This window comes from Sporosarcina sp. FSL K6-1540 (assembly GCF_038620285.1).
GTDB classification, from domain to species: domain Bacteria; phylum Bacillota; class Bacilli; order Bacillales_A; family Planococcaceae; genus Sporosarcina; species Sporosarcina psychrophila.
Map to the genome: position 1 here is coordinate 3653475 of NZ_CP152018.1, position 22201 is coordinate 3675675.

15 protein-coding genes are annotated in these 22201 nt (G+C 37.9%); 11 read left to right on the forward strand and 4 right to left on the reverse strand.

The window, feature by feature from the left end:
• Positions 1-3: 3 nt before the first annotated feature.
• Positions 4-1356 carry a branched-chain amino acid transport system II carrier protein gene (gene brnQ / locus MKY15_RS17230; RefSeq protein WP_338652553.1) on the forward strand — a complete coding sequence of 451 codons (1353 nt, stop codon included), beginning with the start codon at positions 4-6 and terminating at the stop codon, positions 1354-1356.
• 237 nt (positions 1357-1593) lie between these two features.
• Positions 1594-2403: an alpha/beta fold hydrolase gene (locus tag MKY15_RS17235; protein WP_342538094.1), complete on the forward strand. Its 810-nt coding sequence runs from the start codon at positions 1594-1596 to the stop codon at positions 2401-2403.
• A 566-nt stretch (positions 2404-2969) separates the two neighbouring features.
• Here MKY15_RS17235 and shc read toward each other — a convergent pair.
• A complete protein-coding gene (gene shc / locus MKY15_RS17240; protein ID WP_338652549.1) occupies positions 2970-4844 on the reverse strand; it encodes a squalene--hopene cyclase in 1875 nt (624 codons plus the stop codon).
• A 93-nt stretch (positions 4845-4937) separates the two neighbouring features.
• Here shc and MKY15_RS17245 point away from each other — a divergent pair, with 93 nt between their 5' ends.
• The 7 genes from MKY15_RS17245 to sspL all read left to right on the forward strand — a co-directional run bounded on the left by MKY15_RS17245 (position 4938) and on the right by sspL (position 13864).
• Positions 4938-6095 (forward strand): DUF2515 family protein, encoded by a 1158-nt coding sequence (locus MKY15_RS17245; protein ID WP_187047571.1) that lies wholly within the window; start codon positions 4938-4940, stop codon positions 6093-6095.
• Positions 6096-6123: 28 nt separating this feature from the next.
• A complete protein-coding gene (locus MKY15_RS17250; RefSeq protein WP_304627129.1) occupies positions 6124-6495 on the forward strand; it encodes a CBO0543 family protein in 372 nt (123 codons plus the stop codon).
• Positions 6496-7549: 1054 nt separating this feature from the next.
• Positions 7550-9340, forward strand: a complete 1791-nt coding sequence (locus MKY15_RS17255) for a S9 family peptidase (RefSeq protein ID WP_067208610.1) — start codon at positions 7550-7552, stop codon at positions 9338-9340.
• Positions 9341-9908: 568 nt separating this feature from the next.
• The gene (locus MKY15_RS17260; RefSeq protein WP_067208613.1) at positions 9909-10268 is read left to right on the forward strand and encodes a DUF378 domain-containing protein; all 360 of its coding nucleotides are present in this window, start codon (positions 9909-9911) and stop codon (positions 10266-10268) included.
• An 868-nt stretch (positions 10269-11136) separates the two neighbouring features.
• Positions 11137-12591 (forward strand): alanine/glycine:cation symporter family protein, encoded by a 1455-nt coding sequence (locus MKY15_RS17265; protein ID WP_067208616.1) that lies wholly within the window; start codon positions 11137-11139, stop codon positions 12589-12591.
• A gap of 315 nt (positions 12592-12906) precedes the next feature.
• Complete coding sequence (locus tag MKY15_RS17270; RefSeq protein WP_338652540.1) at positions 12907-13602, forward strand: pseudouridine synthase; 696 nt, start codon at positions 12907-12909, stop codon at positions 13600-13602.
• A gap of 109 nt (positions 13603-13711) precedes the next feature.
• A complete protein-coding gene (gene sspL / locus MKY15_RS17275; protein WP_067208623.1) occupies positions 13712-13864 on the forward strand; it encodes a small, acid-soluble spore protein L in 153 nt (50 codons plus the stop codon).
• 102 nt (positions 13865-13966) lie between these two features.
• Here sspL and MKY15_RS17280 read toward each other — a convergent pair whose 3' ends face one another.
• The 3 genes from MKY15_RS17280 to MKY15_RS17290 all read right to left on the reverse strand — a co-directional run bounded on the left by MKY15_RS17280 (position 13967) and on the right by MKY15_RS17290 (position 17480).
• On the reverse strand, positions 13967-15337 hold the full coding sequence (locus MKY15_RS17280) for an amino acid permease (protein WP_067208625.1): 1371 nt from the start codon (positions 15335-15337) through the stop codon (positions 13967-13969).
• Positions 15338-15693: 356 nt separating this feature from the next.
• Positions 15694-16386 carry a YjjG family noncanonical pyrimidine nucleotidase gene (locus tag MKY15_RS17285; protein WP_067208628.1) on the reverse strand — a complete coding sequence of 231 codons (693 nt, stop codon included), beginning with the start codon at positions 16384-16386 and terminating at the stop codon, positions 15694-15696.
• A 152-nt stretch (positions 16387-16538) separates the two neighbouring features.
• The gene (locus tag MKY15_RS17290; protein WP_342538095.1) at positions 16539-17480 is read right to left on the reverse strand and encodes an urea transporter; all 942 of its coding nucleotides are present in this window, start codon (positions 17478-17480) and stop codon (positions 16539-16541) included.
• 187 nt (positions 17481-17667) lie between these two features.
• Between MKY15_RS17290 and MKY15_RS17295 the strand changes: the two genes are divergently transcribed.
• A complete protein-coding gene (locus MKY15_RS17295) occupies positions 17668-18069 on the forward strand; it encodes a hypothetical protein (protein ID WP_067208634.1) in 402 nt (133 codons plus the stop codon).
• A gap of 265 nt (positions 18070-18334) precedes the next feature.
• Entirely contained in the window at positions 18335-22195 is a 3861-nt protein-coding gene (locus tag MKY15_RS17300) for an AAA domain-containing protein (RefSeq protein WP_342538096.1), read from the forward strand.
• Positions 22196-22201 lie beyond the last annotated feature (6 nt).

The window sequence follows — 22201 nt, forward strand, 5'->3', positions numbered from 1 at the left end:
TACATGGAGAAAAAAATGCCGTTTTCACAATTAATAGCGATTGGTTTTATGCTTTTTGCTATGTTCTTAGGTGCTGGAAACGTTATTTTTGCACCAATGTTAGGTCAAGAGGCAGGAACAAATACATGGATTGCGATGGGGGGATTCTTAATAACAGGTGTTGGAATGGTTCTTCTTGCAATTATTGCATTAACGCGTGGGGGAGGAACTGTTGAAAAACTAGCGGGAAGGGTACATCCCCTATTTGCAACAGTATTCTCGATACTACTATTCCTAACGCTAGGGCCGATTTATGTGGTTCCACGAACAACATCGGTGGTCTATGAAATTGCAATCAATCCGTTAGTGCTAGATAAATCAAACACCAGTCTCTTTCTTTTTATTTTCTCGTTGTTATTTATAGTCCTGACGATTTACCTATCATGGAACACAACAAAGTTTGTGGATCGCTTAGGCAAAATCATAACGCCGATTTTTGTAGTGCTCTTAATTGTACTTGTTGGCAAGTCCATTATTACACCTATGGGGAGTTTTGGGGATCCCCAAGGTGATTATATAAAGGGGGCCTTCTTAAAAGGATTCACCCAAGGGTATTATACAATGGATGTTCTCGCGGCTTTTGTATTCGGTGGAATATTCATCAAATCAATTAGTGCCTTTGGTATAAAGTCTGAAAAAGAAGTATCCAAGTTATTTATTAAAGCTGGAATAATTACAATTATTGGTTTGGTGGCTTTACAAGTCTCGATGGCATGGATAGGTGCTTCCAGTGTCAATCCAATTGGCTATATGGCTAATGGTGGAGAAGTATTAGCGCAAAGTGCTATCGTCTTATTTGGACAGTTTGGAATTTATATTATAGGAACTGTTATTTTGTTAACAGGAATTACAACAAATGTTGCTTGTTTAGCAGCTGTTGCGGAGTATTTTGAAAGAATTATGCCTACTGTTTCATATAAAAAGTGGTTGATAGTATTTGCTACTTTAGGTCTAGTTATTACAAACTTTGGACTTACGACTATCCTGACGTTGGCGTCTCCAATTTTGCTTTTACTCTATCCTATAGCAATTGCTTTAATCGTTCTAATATTTGCAAATAACTTGTTTAATGGCCATCAATCGGTTTATGTAGGAACTGTGATTGGTGTCGGTTTTGTTGCAATTCTTGATGCTTTAAAGGAGGCGACTATTTTTCCAGAAGCCATCAATACGATGTTTGGATTTATCCCATTATTTGAAAATGGTGCGGGATGGGTTGTAACGGGGATCATTGGGTTTGTTATTGGTCTAGTCGTAGCGAAATCGAGAAAAGAATCTGTTACATTAATCAATATCGCTGGTGAAGAAGTCCATTAATGATTAGTGGATTGAATAGTGGTTAGTTTTATATGAAAGGTAAAATGCCGCAGGGGACATAAAAACTCCTGTGGCATTTTTATATCAAAGTTTTTTAAGGAACCTATACAAGATGTACCGTTAAAAGTTTAACTACCTCGCGCCAACTCATTGACTTCTATAAATCACATACGTATAATACCTAGTAAACAGGTAAGGATAGTTTATTTGGAGAGTATCCTTGAAAGGGTGTTTACTATGACAAGTAAAGCGATTTCAATTTATGCTAATCAACTTTATCTTTCGGGGGTTCTTCATTTTCCAGAAAGAGTGCATCATAGAAAGGTTCCGCTTATTGTATTATTACATGGATTTGTCGGTAGCAAAGTCGGAGAACATCGGTTATTTGTGAAAGCAGCACGGTATTTCACAGAGAAGGGTTATGCGGTTTTTCGATTTGATTTTAGTGGTTGTGGGGAAAGCGACGGGGATTATGCGGATGTTACGGTCACGAAGCAATTAAGTGAGGTTCAGGCGGTGTTAAATTATGTATCCAAGTTACCTGAAATAGATGCAAACAATATTATATTAATCGGTCATAGTCTTGGAGGTGCTGTCGCTTCATTAACTGCTGCAGTAGATTGTCGAATTCGTAAACTTATTTTATGGTCACCAGTTGGGAAACCTTATAAAGATATTACCGGAATTTTAGGCGAGAACGCTATGAAAACAGCGGCACTAAATGGGGTAGTTGATTATCATGGGTTTTATGTGAGTCAATCATTTTTAACTGATTTGAAAAACCATCACCCTCTTGAAGCGATTCGTTCGTACCAAGAGGCAGCGTTGATCATTCATGCACAACAGGATAAGGATATACCGAAAGAACATGCTGCGCGTTATTCTGCATCATTGCAACAAAGACTTGTTCCTGACCGAGTAAACACGCATTATATTGAGGATGCAGATCATACATTTTCAAGCTACACATTTGAAAATGAATTATTCATGAAATCTACCGAATGGCTTGGAGATTGTTATGAGTATTCTGGAAAAGTAGCATTATAGTTTTAAAGATGATTCAAAGAAGTTGATGGACTTAATAAAAGAGTCCGTCAACTTCTTTGAATTTCTTTTCAAAAAGAGTATCCCTTCTGCAGATTCCAACAGTTTACAAAAGAAAACTCTTTTATTAATAATATTGATTTTGATGAAAAATAAAAGGACCATAAATAACTTAGTATTAAGGGTGCTAAGTTACTTCTGGCCTTCTAATAAGAATAATTGCTCCCTTTCACTGGACTATTACGAATACTTTGATTGAGAAATGGTTTGTGATAGTCAAACAGTCATTTTTCTTTCATTTCATGATATAGGTTGCGATTATCCCAAGAATGATTCCAATTATTATGGTAGCACCAAATATTAATACTTGTTTCAATTCTCCATCCCTTCATTGTTATTATTTAAAGTTTATTGACGAGGTCTGGAACATATTCAGTGGAAAAAATAGATATTCAATATAGTTTTGAAGATCTCCCAGGTGACGCGATTATTCGTATACATGGTTTTATAAAGAAAATGATGGTCGTATCACTTTGGGCGTAAAAGCCCTATATATACAATAAAAACAATTATCCTTGAAATTTTTTTTCGTAATTGGTAAGCGCAAGCAAAGGAAAGATATATTGATAGCTATGATAGTGGATATAAAAACCTCCACCCATTCCTTGTCCAACCGGATAGAATAACGTCCAATCGACTTTATTATAGGTTTCTAGCAAATAGGAAATCCCTGCATCAATTACGGGTGTTGCCTTTTCTGAAACCGCAATGAGTGTATCCAGTGCCCATGCTGTTTGAGTTAGGTTGCTGGAACCAAGAGGGATGTACTTAGATGCGAGGTCGCTTTTGCAAGATTCTCCCCAACCGCCGTCATGATTTTGTATCGAAAGTAACCAGTTTACAGCTTTTTGAATAGTTGGACTCCCTGGGCTTACACCTACCGCGATAAGACCAGTAATTGCCGCCCATGTTCCGTAAATAAAACAAATTCCCCAGCGCCCGTACCATGAACCATCCACTTCTTGATTATGAATTAGCCAATCTACCCCGCGTTTCATAAGGTCATGATTTTTCGGTAAGTTCGTATATTCACCTAGAAATTCAAGTGTTCTACCGGTTAAATCGGCACTGCTTGGATCTGTCAATAAAAATTTACCGCCTTCAATTGGAAGCAAGTTCAATAATTGATTATCAACATTTTTTTCGAATGCAGGCCATCCACCGTCACTATTTTGCATAGACATTACCCAAAGAATTCCTTTGTCCCAAGCTTGATGAATGCGAGTGTCTTTCTGAACTAGCTGTGAAATAGCCCTTAGTGAAGCCGTTGAGTCATCTATATCAGGATTCATCGTATTTACAGCTGAGAATCCCCAGCCCCCGGATAAAACTCCAGGATTATGAATCGCCCAATCGCCATATTTAGTTTGCTGCTGCTCTAACAAGTATTCGCTTGCCTTTTCGATTACCGAATCAGTCGAAGGAACTCCTGCTTTTTGAAGAGCGTAGCTAATTAAGGACGTATTCCACACCGTTGCAGTTGTATATTGTATATGCTGCTGACCATGAATCGTGCATTGCATCGCTTTTAGTCCTTGGACCGCCTTTAAAATTATCGGGTCGCTGTTGGAGTGACCAAGAGAGAGCAGGGAAAATATCATAAGAAACGTAGAACTAAAATAACTGTAAAGGGTTCCATCTGGCTCAATGTGATTGAGCATATACTGTTTTGTTTGATTGATGGCTAAAGAATTGAAAGTTTGAGATAAACCCAGAAAACTTTTAAGGTCATGTTCAATTATAGAAAAAAGTTCTTGGATATCTTGTATATTGAAAAAATCATCAGCTGTCTCTGGAAGGAATAATTCAGATAGATTAGGGCTGCTTTTTGTTGTTTTTACGTATTTCTTATTTGCTAAAATCATAATTGGAGCAAGATTTGCTCTTCCATACACAGAAAGGTCATAGAAATTGATGGGGAAATTGAGCGGCAAGAGGATAATTTCAACCGGTATTGGGAAATATGCGGGCCATTGATATTGACCGGTTAACGCCAGCATGATTTTTGTTAACATATGTGATTTTTCAAGACCACCGTTTGCCAAAATAAACTTTTTTGCCGCAAGCAATCTATAGTCTTCCTTGCTGACATAGCCTGAATAAAGAAGTGAGTAATAGGCTTCAACCGTAGCGGATATGTTCCCATCACCTTCATCATGGAAAAGTTTCCAAGCGCCATTTGCCTCCTGTTTACTCAATATTCTTTCAGTTAATTCGCGAACTAAATTTTCATCATCTATTTCCAGTGTCCTTACTAAAATAATCATATAGGCATCTGTTGAAATACCCGTTTCAAAGGGGTAATCCCACGAACCATCGGGTGTCTGGTCAGTTTTTAGTTGTTGGACTAATTGGCTAATCAACTGTTCGGTACGATATGTCAACGTCTCATCATCTCCTTAGTAAAGGTTATTCATATCTATATATCCCTATTCATAATCCTAAAGGAGGAATGATTTTTAGTAGGGGGGCGGCCCGTGTTTAATTTATTAAGAAAAATAGGGGGAAAACAACAACTTCCGGAAAGTTTACTATTAATTAAAGCTGATTTGAAGAAGTATAACTCTGTTCCTATTCTGGAGGAACAGCACTTATCTTGGGGGGATCAGCAACTTCTTCAACTGATTCGTTTAAAAACGAAACAGTTGAACCTGAATAATGTGACGAGAACAAAAGCTTACCTCGATTTCTATATTTTTCGGCCAGAAATTCACTGGGCATTCCTAGGACATATGGTTTCGAGAAATGGCGGATGGAATATGACGGATTTAAAAGGAGAGTTCCTTTCTAGACTTATGAATGAAAAAACAAAACAAGATTTCTATTCATTCTTGGAACGTGGGAACTGGCTTATATTCCAAGATGTATATCCGCAGTTCTTATTATATGAAGAAAGTCTATTTCAAAGTCGAAATTTGTTTTATTTGTTGCCTTACTTAAATGTTTCTGCTTTTATGGAAGTGATTTGGAATCGTTTCTGGGAGGAAAGTGATTCCTATACGCTTGCGATTGCACTCATAATTAATGAACAAAATTATTTGGAGAACAGAATCGTGCGAAATTCCTTCTATCAAAGAAAGGTTTTTCAGACGTTCGAATTCGTACTCCAGGATCTGCTTTCATTCAATCAAATTTTGTTTCCCTTTACTGACAGTGGAAAGTCAACTGAAAAGGCACCTCTTACGGGATTAACGCTTCATCAATTTGGATCGCTACATGAACGTATTATGCTCGGAAAGGATTTGTATCGATTACTATTTCATGAGGCAGACCTATTAGAAAAAGTTTATCGCTGGGCAACTACCCACCCACATACTGGTTCGCGTAAGGACTATTGGCCGGATGTTTTTAATGATGTGTTCGAAGGGGTGCCAGGATTGGCTATTACGAGGAGGTTAAAGTCTTGTGCGCTAAGAAAAGGAGCGCTTAGGTTGTATAGCCCGCGGCTTGAGTATGTGTGGGAAAACATCCCTCATCACGAAGCGGAAACTGGAGATTGGTTCGAGCATTGGCGTGTTGTTGATTACTTAGTAGAAGTAAAAGAACCGATTAATGGAAAGGTGATGGGTGAATACTGTGAAACACTTGAAAGGCTTGAACTCGCCGCTATCGCGAAAACGGCTATCTTCACGTAATGCATTCTTGTATTTGCCATCTATTTTAGTGGCTTCTTTACTGGGTACCTATTTAGATTTGTATTTTGTTGGAAAACAATTATATGAGTTCCCGGTTCGCCCTTTCCCAGATGTATTTCCGATTAATATTGTATTTACATTAATCATCCTACCTATGTTAATAGGGCTATATCTTTATTTGGTAGATAAAATGTCAAAATGGAGTAGGCTGATTTTTACTTTTTTTCTTAGCGCACTCGTGCCATTCATTGAGAAAAAGTCAATGCAATTAGGTTTTTTTTATCATGAGAATCAATGGAACCATATCTATTCGTTCATAGGTTATTTCCTATTTCTGTTGCTGATTTGGAAGATTTTTGAATGGGTGAAATCAGAAGTTAGACTATATATGTTGACATAAAGAATTCTCTCAACAATGCCCGCGCTAGGGGATGCCTCTCGCAATAAGCCAGACAGAAAACCGCTGTCAGTCTTATTGCTTCGGCTACCCCTATGAGGCGCCTTCGCTGGACATTATATAGAATCATTAGTGCAACATATATAGGTCTGTATATGCTGAAGAATCATGGAGAGGAACTTATTTATTCTAGAGCCTAGATTATGGCGGTTAGTCTGGTGTCACCGCTATAGGAATAACGAAAGAAAAAATGACCGGAGATGAAAGTCAAGGAGTTAGTTGCTAAACGAAGTACAATTGAAGCTTTCGGTAATTTTTTTCAAGCGATAGGGAACACAGCACTATTCAACAATGAGCTACTTAAAAAAGCAGTGATTGTCGGTAATAAGCGATAATCACTGCTTTTTTATTTTGAAATTCAACTTATGGGTATCTGGACTAAGTATGATTTAAAGTATATTGAATTACATGAGTACCTTTTTTTACGTGTGTATGACAAGGGGAAAATCAATTATAAATATAACTTGATGCAGCAGCTACAGCGAAGCGAGGGAAACAATTGAATCAGGAAATACCATTTAGCATCAGTCTAGCGCCGGCAAGTAGTGAGACGGTTGTAGTAACTTGATACGTCTGATGATAGTGGTCGGTACCATGAATGGTGAAAATAGTGTTAGCACCATTCATTGAAGAACCATCTAGACATTGGTTGGTGGGGGGGAACGCTGGTACACCAAGCAATACTAAAATAGTACCCCCGATTGTATAGGAGACACCTATAAGAGGTAGAGGTCAAAGTTGTCACCGTAGGCTATGGTGGACTATTAGTTCCGTTAGAATATACAGTTGCAAAAAAATGCACCTATAATAATCATTTCTACTTTTTATGTCCTTTCTCTATTGAATTTTTTTGGCACAGCTTGCTTATGTGTGTAATAAAAAATAAGTCATTACCACTCTCAAAAAGCGGAATCCTTGTGGTATTCTATTTTATCTGATAAATGGTATACTAATAGGAAGAAATGAAATTGCTTTACTACCATTTAGGGGGTTCATAATGATTAATTTTCCGAAACCAACAGTCGAGCAATTTTTCCGTACGTATACGATTACAAACTTTGCAGTAAGTAGCGATGAAAAGCGATTAGTGTTTAACGCTAATTTAAATGGCAAAATGAATTTGTGGGCGATGGATTTGCCGGACACTTATCCATATCTGTTTGCTCATAGGGATGAATCATGTAATTTTATAAAATTCGATCCAGAGAACCGGTATGTGTTAGCGGGATTTGATAAGGATGGAGATGAGAATTATCAAATTTATGCGATACCGAACGAAGGTGGATTGCCGCATCCACTTATTACAGGAGATGCATCTGAAAAGTATTATTTTAGCCATCTGAGTGCAGACGGAAAGTGCGTGTACTATGAGACATCAAAAGAGAATCCATCTTTTTTGAACACGCGGATTCGTAATTTGGAAACAGGAGAGGATAGACTGCTGAATGTCGGAGAAGTATCAACTACCGAACTAGCTGCAGTATCCGAGAATGAAGAATCATTTGTTTATTTACGAGCATTTGCCAATACATATATCGTTGGCTTTGTAAAGATGGGGGAAGAGACCTTCAACATTACACCGGACCCAGAGAAGGTCCATGTTGCCATGGAACCAGTTTTCACAGATAATGAAACAATTTACTTTGCAACGGATTACGACAGCGACGAAATGTATTTGGCTAAGTTCGATTTGACATCCAAAGAGTTTTCCAAAGTCCTAGCCTTTGATGGGGAAAGTATTCAATCGGTTAAATGGGATAAGGACAACAAAGCGTTCTATCTTATCACTGTCAAAGGTGTTACAGATATTTTATATCGGTATGACGTTGCCACCGACAAAGTTGAAGAATGCTCGTTGCCTGTTGATATCATAGAACAAATACAAGTGGCGAAATCGGGAAATCTTTATATATTAGGACGCAGTGCAACCGTACCACATAATGTCTATCAATCGTCTAACGGTGTAGAGTGGAAGCAATTGACGAACAATCGTGTCTTGGGATTAAGTCCAGAGGATATGGTGGAGCCAGACATTGTTTCCTATACAAGCTTTGATGGGATGGAAATCGAGGCTTTATTGTTCAAAGCGAAGCCCGAAAATGATAACGGTTATACGATTTTCTGGCCACATGGTGGACCGCAATCAGCTGAGCGGAAAATGTTCCGTTCGATGTTCCAATGCTTCATTAATAGAGGTTATACAATTTTTGCGCCGAACTTCCGTGGAAGTACAGGATATGGATCGGCATTCACAAAGCTAGTTGAGCTGGATTGGGGCGAGGGACCAAGACTTGACTGTATCGCTGGAATCGAGTGGTTGTTTGAAAGTGGGTTTACAGACCGAAATAAGCTGTTCCTTGTCGGCGGTAGCTATGGCGGATACATGGCACTATTATTGCATGGGCGACATTCAGACTATTTCAGAGCAGTTGTTGATATTTTCGGGCCGTCTGATTTATTTACCTTCATCAACTCTGTTCCACCACACTGGAAGCCGATAATGGAACGATGGCTTGGGGATCCCGAGCGCGATAAAGAACGTTTCATCAAAGACTCACCTGTTACTTACTTAGACGGCATGGTAAAGCCTATGCTTGTCATTCAAGGAGCAAAAGATCCACGAGTCGTCAAAGAAGAGTCTGACCAAATCGTTGCAAAATTAAAAGAAAAGGGCCGTGATGTCGAGTATCTCGTTTTGGAAGATGAAGGACATGGGTTCTCGAAAAAAGAGAATGAAATTAAAGTATATAGTTTGATGCTGGCATTTTTGGAAAAGCATCAGGCGTAGATTATTAATTCAATACGAATAGCCGCTTTGAGAGATGGAAATCCAAATCTTAAAGTGGCTATTTTTTCATTAATCCATGTCATATGGCGTTGAAATTTAACCTAGACAAACACTAATGCATTGATTCACACTCAAATTAGTGAATCGACAGGAAATCAATCTATGGAGAAAAGAACAAGCACTTTTCCCGAAAAAGTAGTTTACAAGAACTATTGAAAAGTAATATTTCCTGTCATACCAATAAATGCATAATTGGATTCAGTCAATGCTAAGCATTCACATCCTCCCGTTAGACCTTCTTAATAGGTATCGAAAATTAAAATAACGTGATTAGTCTTTAGATTTTCACGAATTATAATTTAATGTATTAAAACACTCTATTGGCAGAAGATAAGAACAAGTCTTAGCGATTTACGGATGAATTGTTTTTATTGTGACCATTCCTGAAGGTATCATCCAGACAGCACTCGGGAAAGATCTTACGATGAGAAAAAAGAATATTTCATTAGTGATTGCGGCGGCGATTAGTTTATAAAACGGAATAGTAATATGGAGGAGGTGTTAATTCATGAGAGCGATACAACGGATTGCTTTGGCATTAGTAATTATTGGTGCTATTAACTGGGGTTTAATTGGGATTTTTAAATTTGATTTAGTAGCATCAATATTTGGTGGGCAAGAGGCATTTTTGTCAAGGGTGATTTATGTTCTTGTTGGTCTAAGTGGACTGGTTTGCTTAGGGATTTTGTTTAAACCAATGGAAGAAGTAGTTGAGGATACAAATCATCGCAACTTTAACAATCTCAACTACGACACAGAATTCGGGGAGGAGACAGACTTTTCAAAAGAACAGGTATCAGTCGAAAAGAAATCTGTTGAAAATAATATTAAGGGTAAGAGTAAAGGTTCTTCAAAAAAGAAGAAATAATGGAAACAGAGTGAAGTTGCGATATTATTGGAAATATCCCTGTCTATGTCAACAGAACATAGACAGGGATATTTATTTGGGAAAAAGTATCTGATACAAATACAAATTGGTATTTCATCCGAACTAGGAGCCAGAAATTCCGGATACCGATAAGTAATTGATATCGGGAAATTTTTAAACCTTTATATGTTTGCATCAATTTTACGATTAAGAAAGCTACGTCAAAGGAAGCGCTATATAAAGTCGATATTGAGGATGCATTGACGAATTCAAATTTTGCTTAATCAAATCGGCCGAGGTGATTTTTTATAATCAGTGCGATGAATACCAATCCTGAATCGTCATTTTCTGTTTAATAATGAAAGGCGAATTGAAACAGATACTGGCTATGATTATGTATGAGACAATCTCGAATTTACGTCCATTACTTTTACTTGGCAATCGGTTTGAATTCAGATTTGGCGAGCGAAGAGCGGACCTCGAATAATGCCATTCCATTTATTATTCGAGGTCCTCTGAAAAAATACAGAGTAATTGCAGCCGAGAATTTCACCCTTTCTATGTATTACAATGCCCAATTGAACAAGCAAAGAATGATGATCTATCGCTCTGAACAGTTACGTTCATTTTCAAAATAACTAAAAGGCTATGCAGAAACTACAGTTGCATATTAATAATTAGAGTATCAGGTATGTAAGTGAATGTCTGGTATCTTTTGTATGTTTATATGGATATGTGAGTTGATAGTAATTTCGCATAAAGAAAATGCCTTACTAAAAACCGAATAGAACTCGTCTACAAACTGAAATTCTATCATATAATCAGAAGGTATTGTCTGGAAATTTAAAAAAGGGTGGAGGGGTGTTTAATGGAGGATTTTGTAAATGGACTGAATAACATTTTATGGAGTACGCCAGTCATTTATATTTTACTTGGGGTCGGTTTATTATTTTCTGTATTGACGCGTTTTTTGCAGGTGAGGCACATTAAAGAGATGGTTACATTGATGTTTCAGGGGAAAAGTTCAAATGCTGGTATTTCCTCCTTCCAGGCGTTATCAATTGCACTTTCCGGGCGGGTTGGGACAGGTAATATTGCGGGTGTGGCAACGGCAATTTATTACGGAGGACCAGGAGCTGTCTTTTGGATGTGGGCAATCGCTTTCATTGGGGCCTCAAGTGCCTTTGTTGAATCCACACTAGCACAAATATACAAAGTGAAACAAGATGGACAATATCGCGGTGGTCCAGCTTATTTTATTGAGAAAGGAATAGGATGGAAGTGGTTTGGAACTCTATTTGCAATTGCTGCTCTAATTGCGATGGCAGTCCTCATGCCAGGTGTCCAATCCAATTCAATTGCCGTTGGGATGAATAATGCATTTAGTATTCCCCAATGGGGAACAGGGCTTGTAATTGTAGCTATCTTAGGTTTCATCATTTTAGGTGGAGTCAAGCGAATTGCGAACGTTGCACAGATTATCGTTCCATTCATGGCATTGGGGTATATGCTGGTTGCACTCGTAATTATTGTAATGAATATCAATCTATTACCTGAAGTCTTTGCATTGATTTTTAAAAGTGCTTTTGCCATAGATTCCGCTTTTGGCGGTATCATTGGTATGGCGATTATGTGGGGCGTGAAGAGGGGAATATTTTCAAACGAAGCAGGACAGGGAACTGGAGCTCATGCGGCCGCGGCGGCAGAAGTATCCCATCCAGTCAAACAAGGTTTGGTTCAGTCTTTTTCCGTCTACATTGACACATTGTTCGTCTGTTCAGCGACAGCATTTATGATCCTGTTTACGGGAATGTATAACACACAGGCAGAGGATGGAACATATATCGTCAATAATATCCCTGGTGTAGAACAGGGCCCAGGATATACACAGGCAGCAGTTGACAGTGCTCTTCCTGGTTTTGGAGCAGGCTTTGTAGCCATTGCGCTATTTTTCTTCGCTTTTACAACAATCATGGCCTATTATTATATTGCAGAAACAAACATAGCTTATTTAATACGAAAAAAGAACACGAAAATGGCCATGCTCATATTGAAAATCGTCATTCTAATCATGACTTTTTGGGGAACAATCAGAACGGCAGAGTTGGCCTGGGCACTTGGAGATGCGGGTTTAGGTATTATGGTATGGCTGAATGTCATTGCGATTTTACTACTGACCAAACCAGCGCTACTTGCCTTGAAAGATTATGAAAGTCAGAAGAAATTAGGGCTTGATCCTGTTTTTGATCCCAAGAAGCTGGGCATAAAAAATGCTGATTTTTGGGAAGAGGATTATAAGCAGGATTCCGATGATCGTTTATGAACCTAAATTTAATAACATAGTATGTATTTGGTATTTAAAATCATACAAAAGAGAATGGAATCGGATTCTAACATAATTCAGAATTAGGTTCCGGAAATATAGTTAAAATCAGCCATTTATGTGAATGGCTGATTTATTTTTGTGTTTTTATTCTTTTAAATGAAATTGTTAGTCATTTACTGTCATGAGACGGTCCTTATATATGTGGGCGAATACGGTAAATTTAGTGTGGTAAAATAGGGTAAGCAATGATCTGTGGAGTTGAACGGAATCAAGAGCAAACAGATTGTTTACGATGTAAATGGAGGAAACAATATGAGGCTGAATCAATTTATTAGTTCATCGGGGCTTTGTTCCAGGCGAAAGGTCGATGTGTTGATAAAAGAGGGGAAAGTGACTGTGAATGGGAATCAGATTTCACTAGGACATGTGATTTGTGAAGGGGACCGGGTAGAAGTGGATGGGCAACTTATCAAAGCGAAAGAAAATGATATTTATCTTATGCTCAATAAACCAACGGGTGTGACGTGCACCTCGGCGAGCCGAATTGAAGGGAATATTATCGATTTCGTCAATTACCCGGAAAGGATTTTTCCTGTTGGACGTCTAGATAAGCAGTCTGAAGGGTTAATTCTTCTGACGAATGATGGCAGCATTGTAAACGAGCTTTTACTGGAAGAAAATAATAATGAAAAAGACTATATGGTCACAGTTGATAAAAAAATAACGGCGGCGTTTATAGATGAAATGGCTAAAGGCGTGGAAATTTATAATCCTAGAAAAAAGGGGAATGTTCTAACAAAGCCGTGTAAAGTCATTCAAATAGATGATAATTGCTTTAGAATCACCTTGTCACAAGGATTGAACCGACAAATTAGAAGAATGTGTAGACGGTTTCAAATTAATGTCACTCGTTTACAACGTGTGAGGATTAAAAAACTCCCCCTTGGTACGTTAGCTCTTGGTGAATGGCGTCAATTATCGAAAGAAGAAGTAGCTGGGTTAAAATGAAAGGTTGTATGATTAAATGTATATTCACGGGAGTGTATATACAACATTTGGACATACTATAATTTGAACTAAAAAATTGTAGTATGTCTAAATGGAGGTGAAAGAACTAATGACGAAAAACAAAAATATCAATAGTGATCACAATAACGATAAAGGGAAGAAAGCCACTAGTGTAACGCCTCAAGGTTATGGAGATACTGAATTCGCTGAAGAGCCAAAAAGCAAACTGGAAGAAAGAGCTAAAAAGAAAAATACCAAATAGACTTTAGGTGTTCAACACATTGGTATGACCAGATAGAAAATGCCCTGTCTCGAAACAAGAGACAGGGCATTTTCATTTTTACTATAAAAGACTATTTACGAATCACAGGACTTGTATTTTGTTCCGTTGGTTCTTATTTTTTCGTATTTGATAAATAGCAATCAGCAAAATGAACCAAACAGGAGTAATGAACAAAGCAACACGTGTATCTTCTGCAAGTGCTAGTACGACAAGAACGAATGCAAGGAAAATAAGGATTAAGTAATTGGAAAATGGATGAAGTGGCATTTTAAACTTGTTCACTTTCGCAAGGTCTGGTCTAGTTTTACGGTATTTCAAATGACAGATGACAGTTATTCCCCAAATAAAGATGAAACACACTGTAGAAATACTTGTAATCAGTGTAAATACGCCTTCCGGCATCACATAGTTCAAAACAACAGCGATCAGAATAATAACGGTTGAAAAGAACAGTGCATTGGAAGGGACTTTGTTGGTAGTCAGTTTTGTAAATGGTACAGGTGCATTATTATCTTTAGCTAGCGAGTATATCATACGGCTTGTGCTGAAGACGGCGCTGTTACATGCCGAAGCTGCAGATGTTAGGACGACGAAATTAACGATACCAGCAGCTGCAGCGATACCGACTGCAACGAAGACTTGGACAAACGGGCTTTCCAGTGGATTGATAGCATTCCACGGATAAATACTCATAATAACAATCAGAGCACCGATATAGAATATTAAAATCCTAATAGGAATATTATTGATTGCTTTCGGGATAACTTTTTCCGGGTCTTCGGTTTCCCCTGCTGTCAGTCCTACAAGTTCAATGCCTACAAATGCAAATACAACCATCTGGAATGATAAGATAAAGCCATGAATGCCATTAGGGAACATACCACCGTGGCTCCATAGATTAGAGAAGCTGGATGGACCTGAATCGGTAGAAAAACCTTTTATAATCATGAAGATTCCGATAACAATGAGTCCAAGAATCGCGATGATTTTAATTAATGCAAACCAAAATTCCATTTCGCCAAAAAGTTTAACAGTTGCAAGATTCATAAATAGCAAAATGACAAGTGCAATTAATCCTGGCATCCACTGTGGCACTGTAGGGAACCAAAACTGGGTATACAGACCAACGGCAGTTAAGTCAGCCATTGCGATTGAAATCCAGCAGAACCAATAAGTCCAGCCTGTAACGAACGCAGCCATATTCCCCATATAGTCTTGTACAAAGTCAACAAAAGAGTTATATTCCAAATTGGTTAAGAGCAGTTCTCCAAGTGCGCGCATGATTAAAAAGCAAACTATGCCTGTAATCAAATAAGCAAATAAAATGGAGGGTCCTGCTAAATGAATCGACTTTCCGGCACCAAGGAATAATCCTGTTCCGATTGCTCCCCCAATGGCAATTAGTTGTACGTGCCTGTTTTTTAGGCCTCTTGCCAATTGTTGTTCCTGCATACGAATTTCCCACTCTCTACTAGTTATATGTCTTGTTTAAAATATCATACAATTGAAAATTAATACCCTAATGAAAGTTTAACATGTTTTCAGTTAACCGAACAATAGAGGGGTTAATAGTCATTATATTGCGATAAAAAAGTTTTATCCAAAACTATTCTAGGTGTCTGCAGTAATGCTTCTCTATTGTTTTATTTTGAACTTGAAACTACGCTTGATTCTGAAGAGGTTGGTATAGTGAATTGAAAGAACCAAATTCACCGGACTAGGCTAAAATAGGACATAAGTATAAAAAAGCGTATCGATTCAGCAACTTTTGCTGTCCAATACGCTTTTACAAGACATGATTTTCTGTTTCAATAAATGTTCCGGAAACCGAAATTGAATTCGTTCCAGTTCTGAATTTCATATGTAGGTTTAGCGGTAGTTGAGTTTTTCTTTTGTTGCGGATTGAACCAACAAGTATCGATACCAAAGTTATTTCCGCCTTGAATATCAGATGAAAGTGAATCCCCAATCATTAGGACACGGGACTTGTCTGTTAGTTGCAATTTATTGAATGTATACTCGAATATCTTTGACTGTGGTTTTTGGTAACCTGCCTCTTCAGATGTAATAATAGCTTCGAAAGAGTTTTTTAAGACTGATCCACCGATTCGAGCTAACTGAACATCTTTAAATCCGTTCGTCAATATCGCCAATCTGGAACCTTTAAGGCTACTCAGCATTTCTGTCACACCGTCAATAAGATGAACTTCTTTACCCAAGTTATCAAGATAAGTTTGCCCAAAAACTTCCGCATTCATATCGAGGCCGTGTTGCATGAACAATCGCTTAAACCTTTCTGTTTTTAACTCCATCAGTGTGATATGCGCTTGTTCCAAATCATCCCATAGCAACTTGCTGATTGCGTTGTAACTATCCCTATAGTCCTTCAACCCATTCGGAAAGCCGTTTGATTCGAAAGAGTGAGTGAACGCCCGTTTTTCTGTTTCGCCAAAATCAAACAATGTATCGTCTAAATCAAATAAAAATACATCATATATCATAAAAATTTCATCCTTTACAAATTAAAATTTTCTATTGGATGATAGTATAACATGGTTTACACTTTTAACATCAGCAATAATTGGCACACAGAACTAGTTCCATTCATTAAAAAAGTGCGACTGCAGAACTAGCTCATCTGCACGCGCACTTTTTAGATTTTCGGAAATAACTTTCTTGCTGCTATAAATAACCAAGTACATAAGATGAAAGGGAACGTTAGCGCAGGCAGACCAAGTGGATCGAGAAGGAACTCCAATCCTGCAGTAATTGGAACTGTCAAGGTGGCAGCTACTATTCCAGTCAGCGGCGTTTTTTCTGGTTTATTATCAAATACGAGACTGACGGCTATGATTGTCAAAACAGCGTTGTAATTATATAAACCTAAATTCAATGATTGCGCATCTACACCCATAAAATAAGCAACAAGCCAGGATACAAACGTACCGATAATTGCATAAACTCCAAATCGCCAACCTGCCAAGAAAAGCCCTACAAGAATTAGGGAGCCTGTCAAAAGAGAGTCAATGATGAAAACTTCACCAATTCCTTTTATCAATCCAACTAATAAAGTTGGCGTTCCCTCAGTTTGTAAATTCCAACGCGCGGGGGAGCTGATGACGAAACCAGGATCCATGTGAAGCACGTCGGTCCTGTAAGTAACAAGTAGCCCAATCCAAGTAATAAAAACGAACGGCACTGTTAGTATAGGGATTCCCCATTTAGCAATCCATTTCGTTAGTATAGCCATTGATAAAGCAGCAATTGCAGCGGCAATCAGTGCAATCAGCCAGCGATTTCCCCCAGTTAAAAAAAGAACTGCCGCCATTCCACTTAGAACGGAATTAAAACTGTAAATTCCAGCCCGAATCAGCGAATGATCTCCACCGCAATACTGCGCGGTTAGGGTTCCTATTATAGAAGAAAGAAAAGCCATTAGACCAAGAAATGGTGAATGAAGCGTAATCCCCATTAGTATTAAAAACCCTGAAAAAGCATTATCAACTAAAATAACTTGCGAAAAGCCTTTTAATGACGCTGAAATAAGAATTATAAACTTATTAAGAAGTGTGGGATTTGAATTAATTTGCCGCATTTGGACATCTCCTGTTTATTATTTGCGTTAAAGAGTTCATAATTAGTTGTCCAATGAGCGCAAAAAATAGTGATATAAAGTACCTTTTAAATACTATTTAAGTATAGTACCACGAAAAGGGCTTTACTTATACAAAAAAAAGTGTAAAATGTTAATTTGTAAATAAAAACTCATTTAGGAGTGTCCAATGAAATTATCAGAAAAAAATGTTCTGATTGCCACAGGCGTATTGTTTGTAATTGTTGTCGCCATGTTGAACCTTGGTAATAATGAGACTGCTAAGCAACTTGAGAATCAGTCTAATATAGAAATTTCTTCATCATCCTATAATGTGAATGATGGAAAATTAACATTGGGATTCGAGAAACCGACTAAAGAATTTGAATTAGCACGTATAACGATAATTGATCAGAACAGTAATTCGTTTAACGGAGAGCCTACGAAGCAGAAAAATTATATACTAATTGATGCCTATATCCCTGAATTAACTAAAGGGGATTTATTAAATATAGTAATCGAAGAAACTATTTCAACAAAGGAATTAAAGATCGAGTACAAGATTCCTGAAAATATAAGTATCACGATTTAATTATAAGTTGAAGACATTCGAGGGCTTTTAGGTGCAATATCCTTGTCTTCATTATAAGATTGAAAAACCTGTGACTGATTGTTTCCGAATATGGAGCAATCAGTTTTTAGTTGTCCAAATATAGGTCTGGAAATGTGGCCTTTATAAATCAGATTAACTGTCACCTCTATTAGTAATTGAACCAATTGAGTGATTGTATACATTTATCCTGAATACAGTGTCATACTTAAGAATAGACCCAATTTACGAAAGGAAGGCATGCTTAATGGGACATAAATCAACCATAAATGTGGCGATGCGCTGTGGGCTTGAAATTACGGCTAACGCACGCAAAGAACTCATAAAATGGTCAACGGATGAGCACGCCTTTTTTTCGATGCAGGTTGCCTTCGATGTACATATTGAAAAGCGTCCCAATAATAGACAGGGCAATATGTCCTTTTCGTTGTTCTTCGACAATGGCTCAAACGAAGCTTTATCGAAGCGTTTAAACGATAGAGTAGCTGTAATGGAATGTGTTTATCAAAATGATGGTTTTTTAGCGACTGGTTTCCACGTTAGGGGCCGTAGAGAACCCGTACAGACGAACAGACGTCTTCCAGTACGATTGAAGTTTCTTCTAGGCCGTAGTGCCGGCGTCGCGATGCCTATCGATTTGTACACAAGCATTAGAGAATTACCGATTGCACAAGAACGTTCTGAGTACGTGAAGAAAAGAATTGCCAGCTGGGAAGGTTATTTACGAATTCAAGAAAGTAATGCGGATGTTGCAGATTTGACAGCAACTTTTTCAATGGCCAGTTTTAATGAAGATTTCAGTAAACTGAGTATTGTTTGCAGTGGGTTAAAAGGAAATGAATGGAATACAATTAAAGGTTTTGGTGCCAAGATGAAAGGGCTATCAAATGACATTGGTAGCGTCATAAATACAGATAGGTCTAAGAAAGTTATTGAAATCGAACTGAGTCGGAATTATAAAGAGATGGCAAGACGGAATGAATGGCATCCGAAATCGTATAAGGAAGTTGTATTTAGTAACTTTGCTGAACTTAGCCAAGTAAAAAGATTAAGGAAAGGTTTTAAAGATCTCCAAGATGGTCTAGCTGCCAATGCAAATTTAGAAAAGGTCCTTTTCGAGGAGCGGCCAGTCGTTCGTATTTCAAAAAAACAGCAAGAGCTTGTTTTTCATAATGAATTAAATGAGTTTCAACAAGAAGCTGTAACTGGGGCCATGACGTCAAATGATTTGTACGTGATTCAAGGGCCTCCGGGGACCGGAAAGACGACAGTTATCTCTGAAATTTGTCATCAAAATGTCAAGGCGGGGTTGCGTACACTCGTCGCCTCACAAGCAAATCTAGCGGTGGACAATGCGCTCGGTAGATTATTAACGCATCAAGATATTCGGATTTTACGTTACGGTCGGACAGATAGTATTGAAGAAGAAGGAAAAAAGTTTATTGAAGAAAATGTAGCTTTGAACTGGAAAAACGTAACGTTAGATGCAGTGAATAATCAACTTCAGTCAAATACTGAAAAAGAAGCACAACTTCAAGATGAGTTAGTGAATTGTGAAGTGCGATTGAAAAAACTTCAACAGGACCTGCTGTCGCTAGATGAAAAAATAAAGCAAAAAGAAGAGGCCGAAGCACAACATCTTCTCCTCTCTAGCGAAATCATGAAGCTCAGTAAAAAAGCAGTAATCTATAAAAAGGAATGTGAAGAATTAGTAGGAAATGAAGCTGACTTCAACAAATTAGCGGACGCATTAAACAAGGAAATCACTCAACTTGAACAAGTTATACAAGTTGAAAACATGAGTCCAGAGACAATTGAACAGATGGAGAAATTAGAACCTCAATTAGAGCAAATGCGTTTTTACATAAGCTATCGTCAAACAATACACATGATTGACGAGTCAGAAAATGCTATCGCAAGTATAGGTAAAGAACTGGAACTAAAAAGCAATAAAATTGATACTATTCATGTGTTTGTGAAACAGTTAGATTCAATAACCAAAATTGACTTATTGAAAAATCGACTAGAGTTTTTCGGAATAGTGCCGACATTCAATACGAATTGGAAAATGACCGAATTAAATAAGTTGATTGATTCAATTAAATCCGACACGTCTAGTGGCGAATACAGTGAATGGCAAGAATTACAAAAAAGACTTTTAGCGGCTATTGAGATGATAGAGCGTTTGTTGAAAGAGCATGGATTTTTGCCAAATGCAGTTAAAAGAACTGTGAACCAAAAGTATAGTTCAGTAACAGATATTCATGGGCTCATTGATCGTGTTGGGAAATTTCTAATCGATCCAGCGACTAAAAGTAGTCTTGAAACGAGGAATTATTCGGCTCAAAAATATGATAATCTTGATAAAATCGCGATTGCTTTAGAAATGTTACGTGAAAGAAAGAATTATGTGCAGACACAGGGCGGAAATTTGGAAAAACAAAATCAAATTAGGTTGGATGCCAAAAAAATGTTTGCTGTTATTAAGACAGAAATAATTGATCATACCAATCAATTTATATCAGAAATAGAACAGGAAAGAAGCGCAATGCAGCGCAATGCGGAGAGTCACCAAATAACGCTAAGTGACCTTCAGCGAACTGCTGAAAAAAATCAAGAAGAAGTTGGAACTGTCGATGAAACGGTATCACTTAGAGCAGCGAAAGAAAAATTGAAGCAAAAAGAACAAGTCTATGCCGACTATATGGATAAGAAGGCGACACTTAAACGATATATCAATGAGTTGGATGCTAAAAACAGTGAAGTCGACGTTAATAATCAAAGATTACAAAACAATAGAGCTAGGCTTCAAGTCATAAGTGAAGAACTTGATTCGATAAATGCAGAGCGCCTGGAGCAGGAAAGTCAACTAGCACCTTTAGTGGAATTGCTAGCCCAGAATCCCGAAGAACAGCGTCAACAAGCGCAAACTTCACTCATGACTTTATCGAAAAAAGTGAAGAAACTCAAAATCGATAAAGAACGTTTGCCTATCAACCATTCACTTCAAAATGAATGGAGGACACTGCTCACGGAAGCGAATGAATATGATCTTGACGAAATCCGAAAACTATATGTACAGCATGCGAATGTCATAGGGACAACTTGCGTCGCGTCTGCGAGACGTGATTTCATGGAGGAGTATCCGACATTCGATGTGGTCATTATAGATGAAGTTTCTAAAGCAACACCTCCCGAATTATTGCTACCAATGTTAAAAGGGAAAAAGATTATTTTAGTGGGGGATCATCATCAGTTACCACCACTTATGGGGCAAGATACACTGGAGGAATTACTTGAGGAGAGCGACAATACTGAAGAAAAGAATGAACTAGAAAAATTGTTGAAAGAATCATTATTTGAACGTCTTTTTAGAACATTACCGAAGCAAAACAAAACGATGCTAGCCATCCAGTATCGTATGCACGAAAGTATAATGGAAACAATTACGCCTTTTTACAAAGAAGGAAATTATGGTCTTCAGTGTGGTTTAACGGACTCAGATTCTGTTCGTGATCACTTGATGGAATCCCGCTATGTGCATAGGAAAGATCATCTTCTCTGGTTTGACATGCCAAATGAACCGAAGTATTTCGAGGAGAAGGTTAAAGGGGGTACTAGTCGCTTTAATCAGGCTGAATTGACGATGATAAAAAAACTCTTGATGGATTTAGATAAGGCAACTGAAAATGCGAAAAATGCTGGAAGAATGAAGCAGGAAGACAAAAAAAGTGTTGGTGTAATAAGCTTCTATGGTGAACAGGTGAAAAGAGTAGACCGGTTAATTCAGCAAGAATTAATCCCGCAGCATCTACATTGCAGAACAGGTTCAGTGGACAAGTTTCAAGGCATGGAAATGGACGTCATTATTTTAAGTTTCGTTCGGAATCACCAGGATAAGGGTGGTGACATCGGGTTTGCGAGGGACTACAGGCGTCTAAATGTTGCTTTGTCACGTGCACGCGAGTTGCTCATAATCGTGGGGAGTTCGGGTATGTTCACGATGAGGACAAAACATCCAAGTTCAAGGGAAATGTATGGACGTCTTTTAGAAAGCATCAAATTGAAAAATGGGCTTAGGAATCTTGAAGGAACTGCAAAAGTATGATTTATA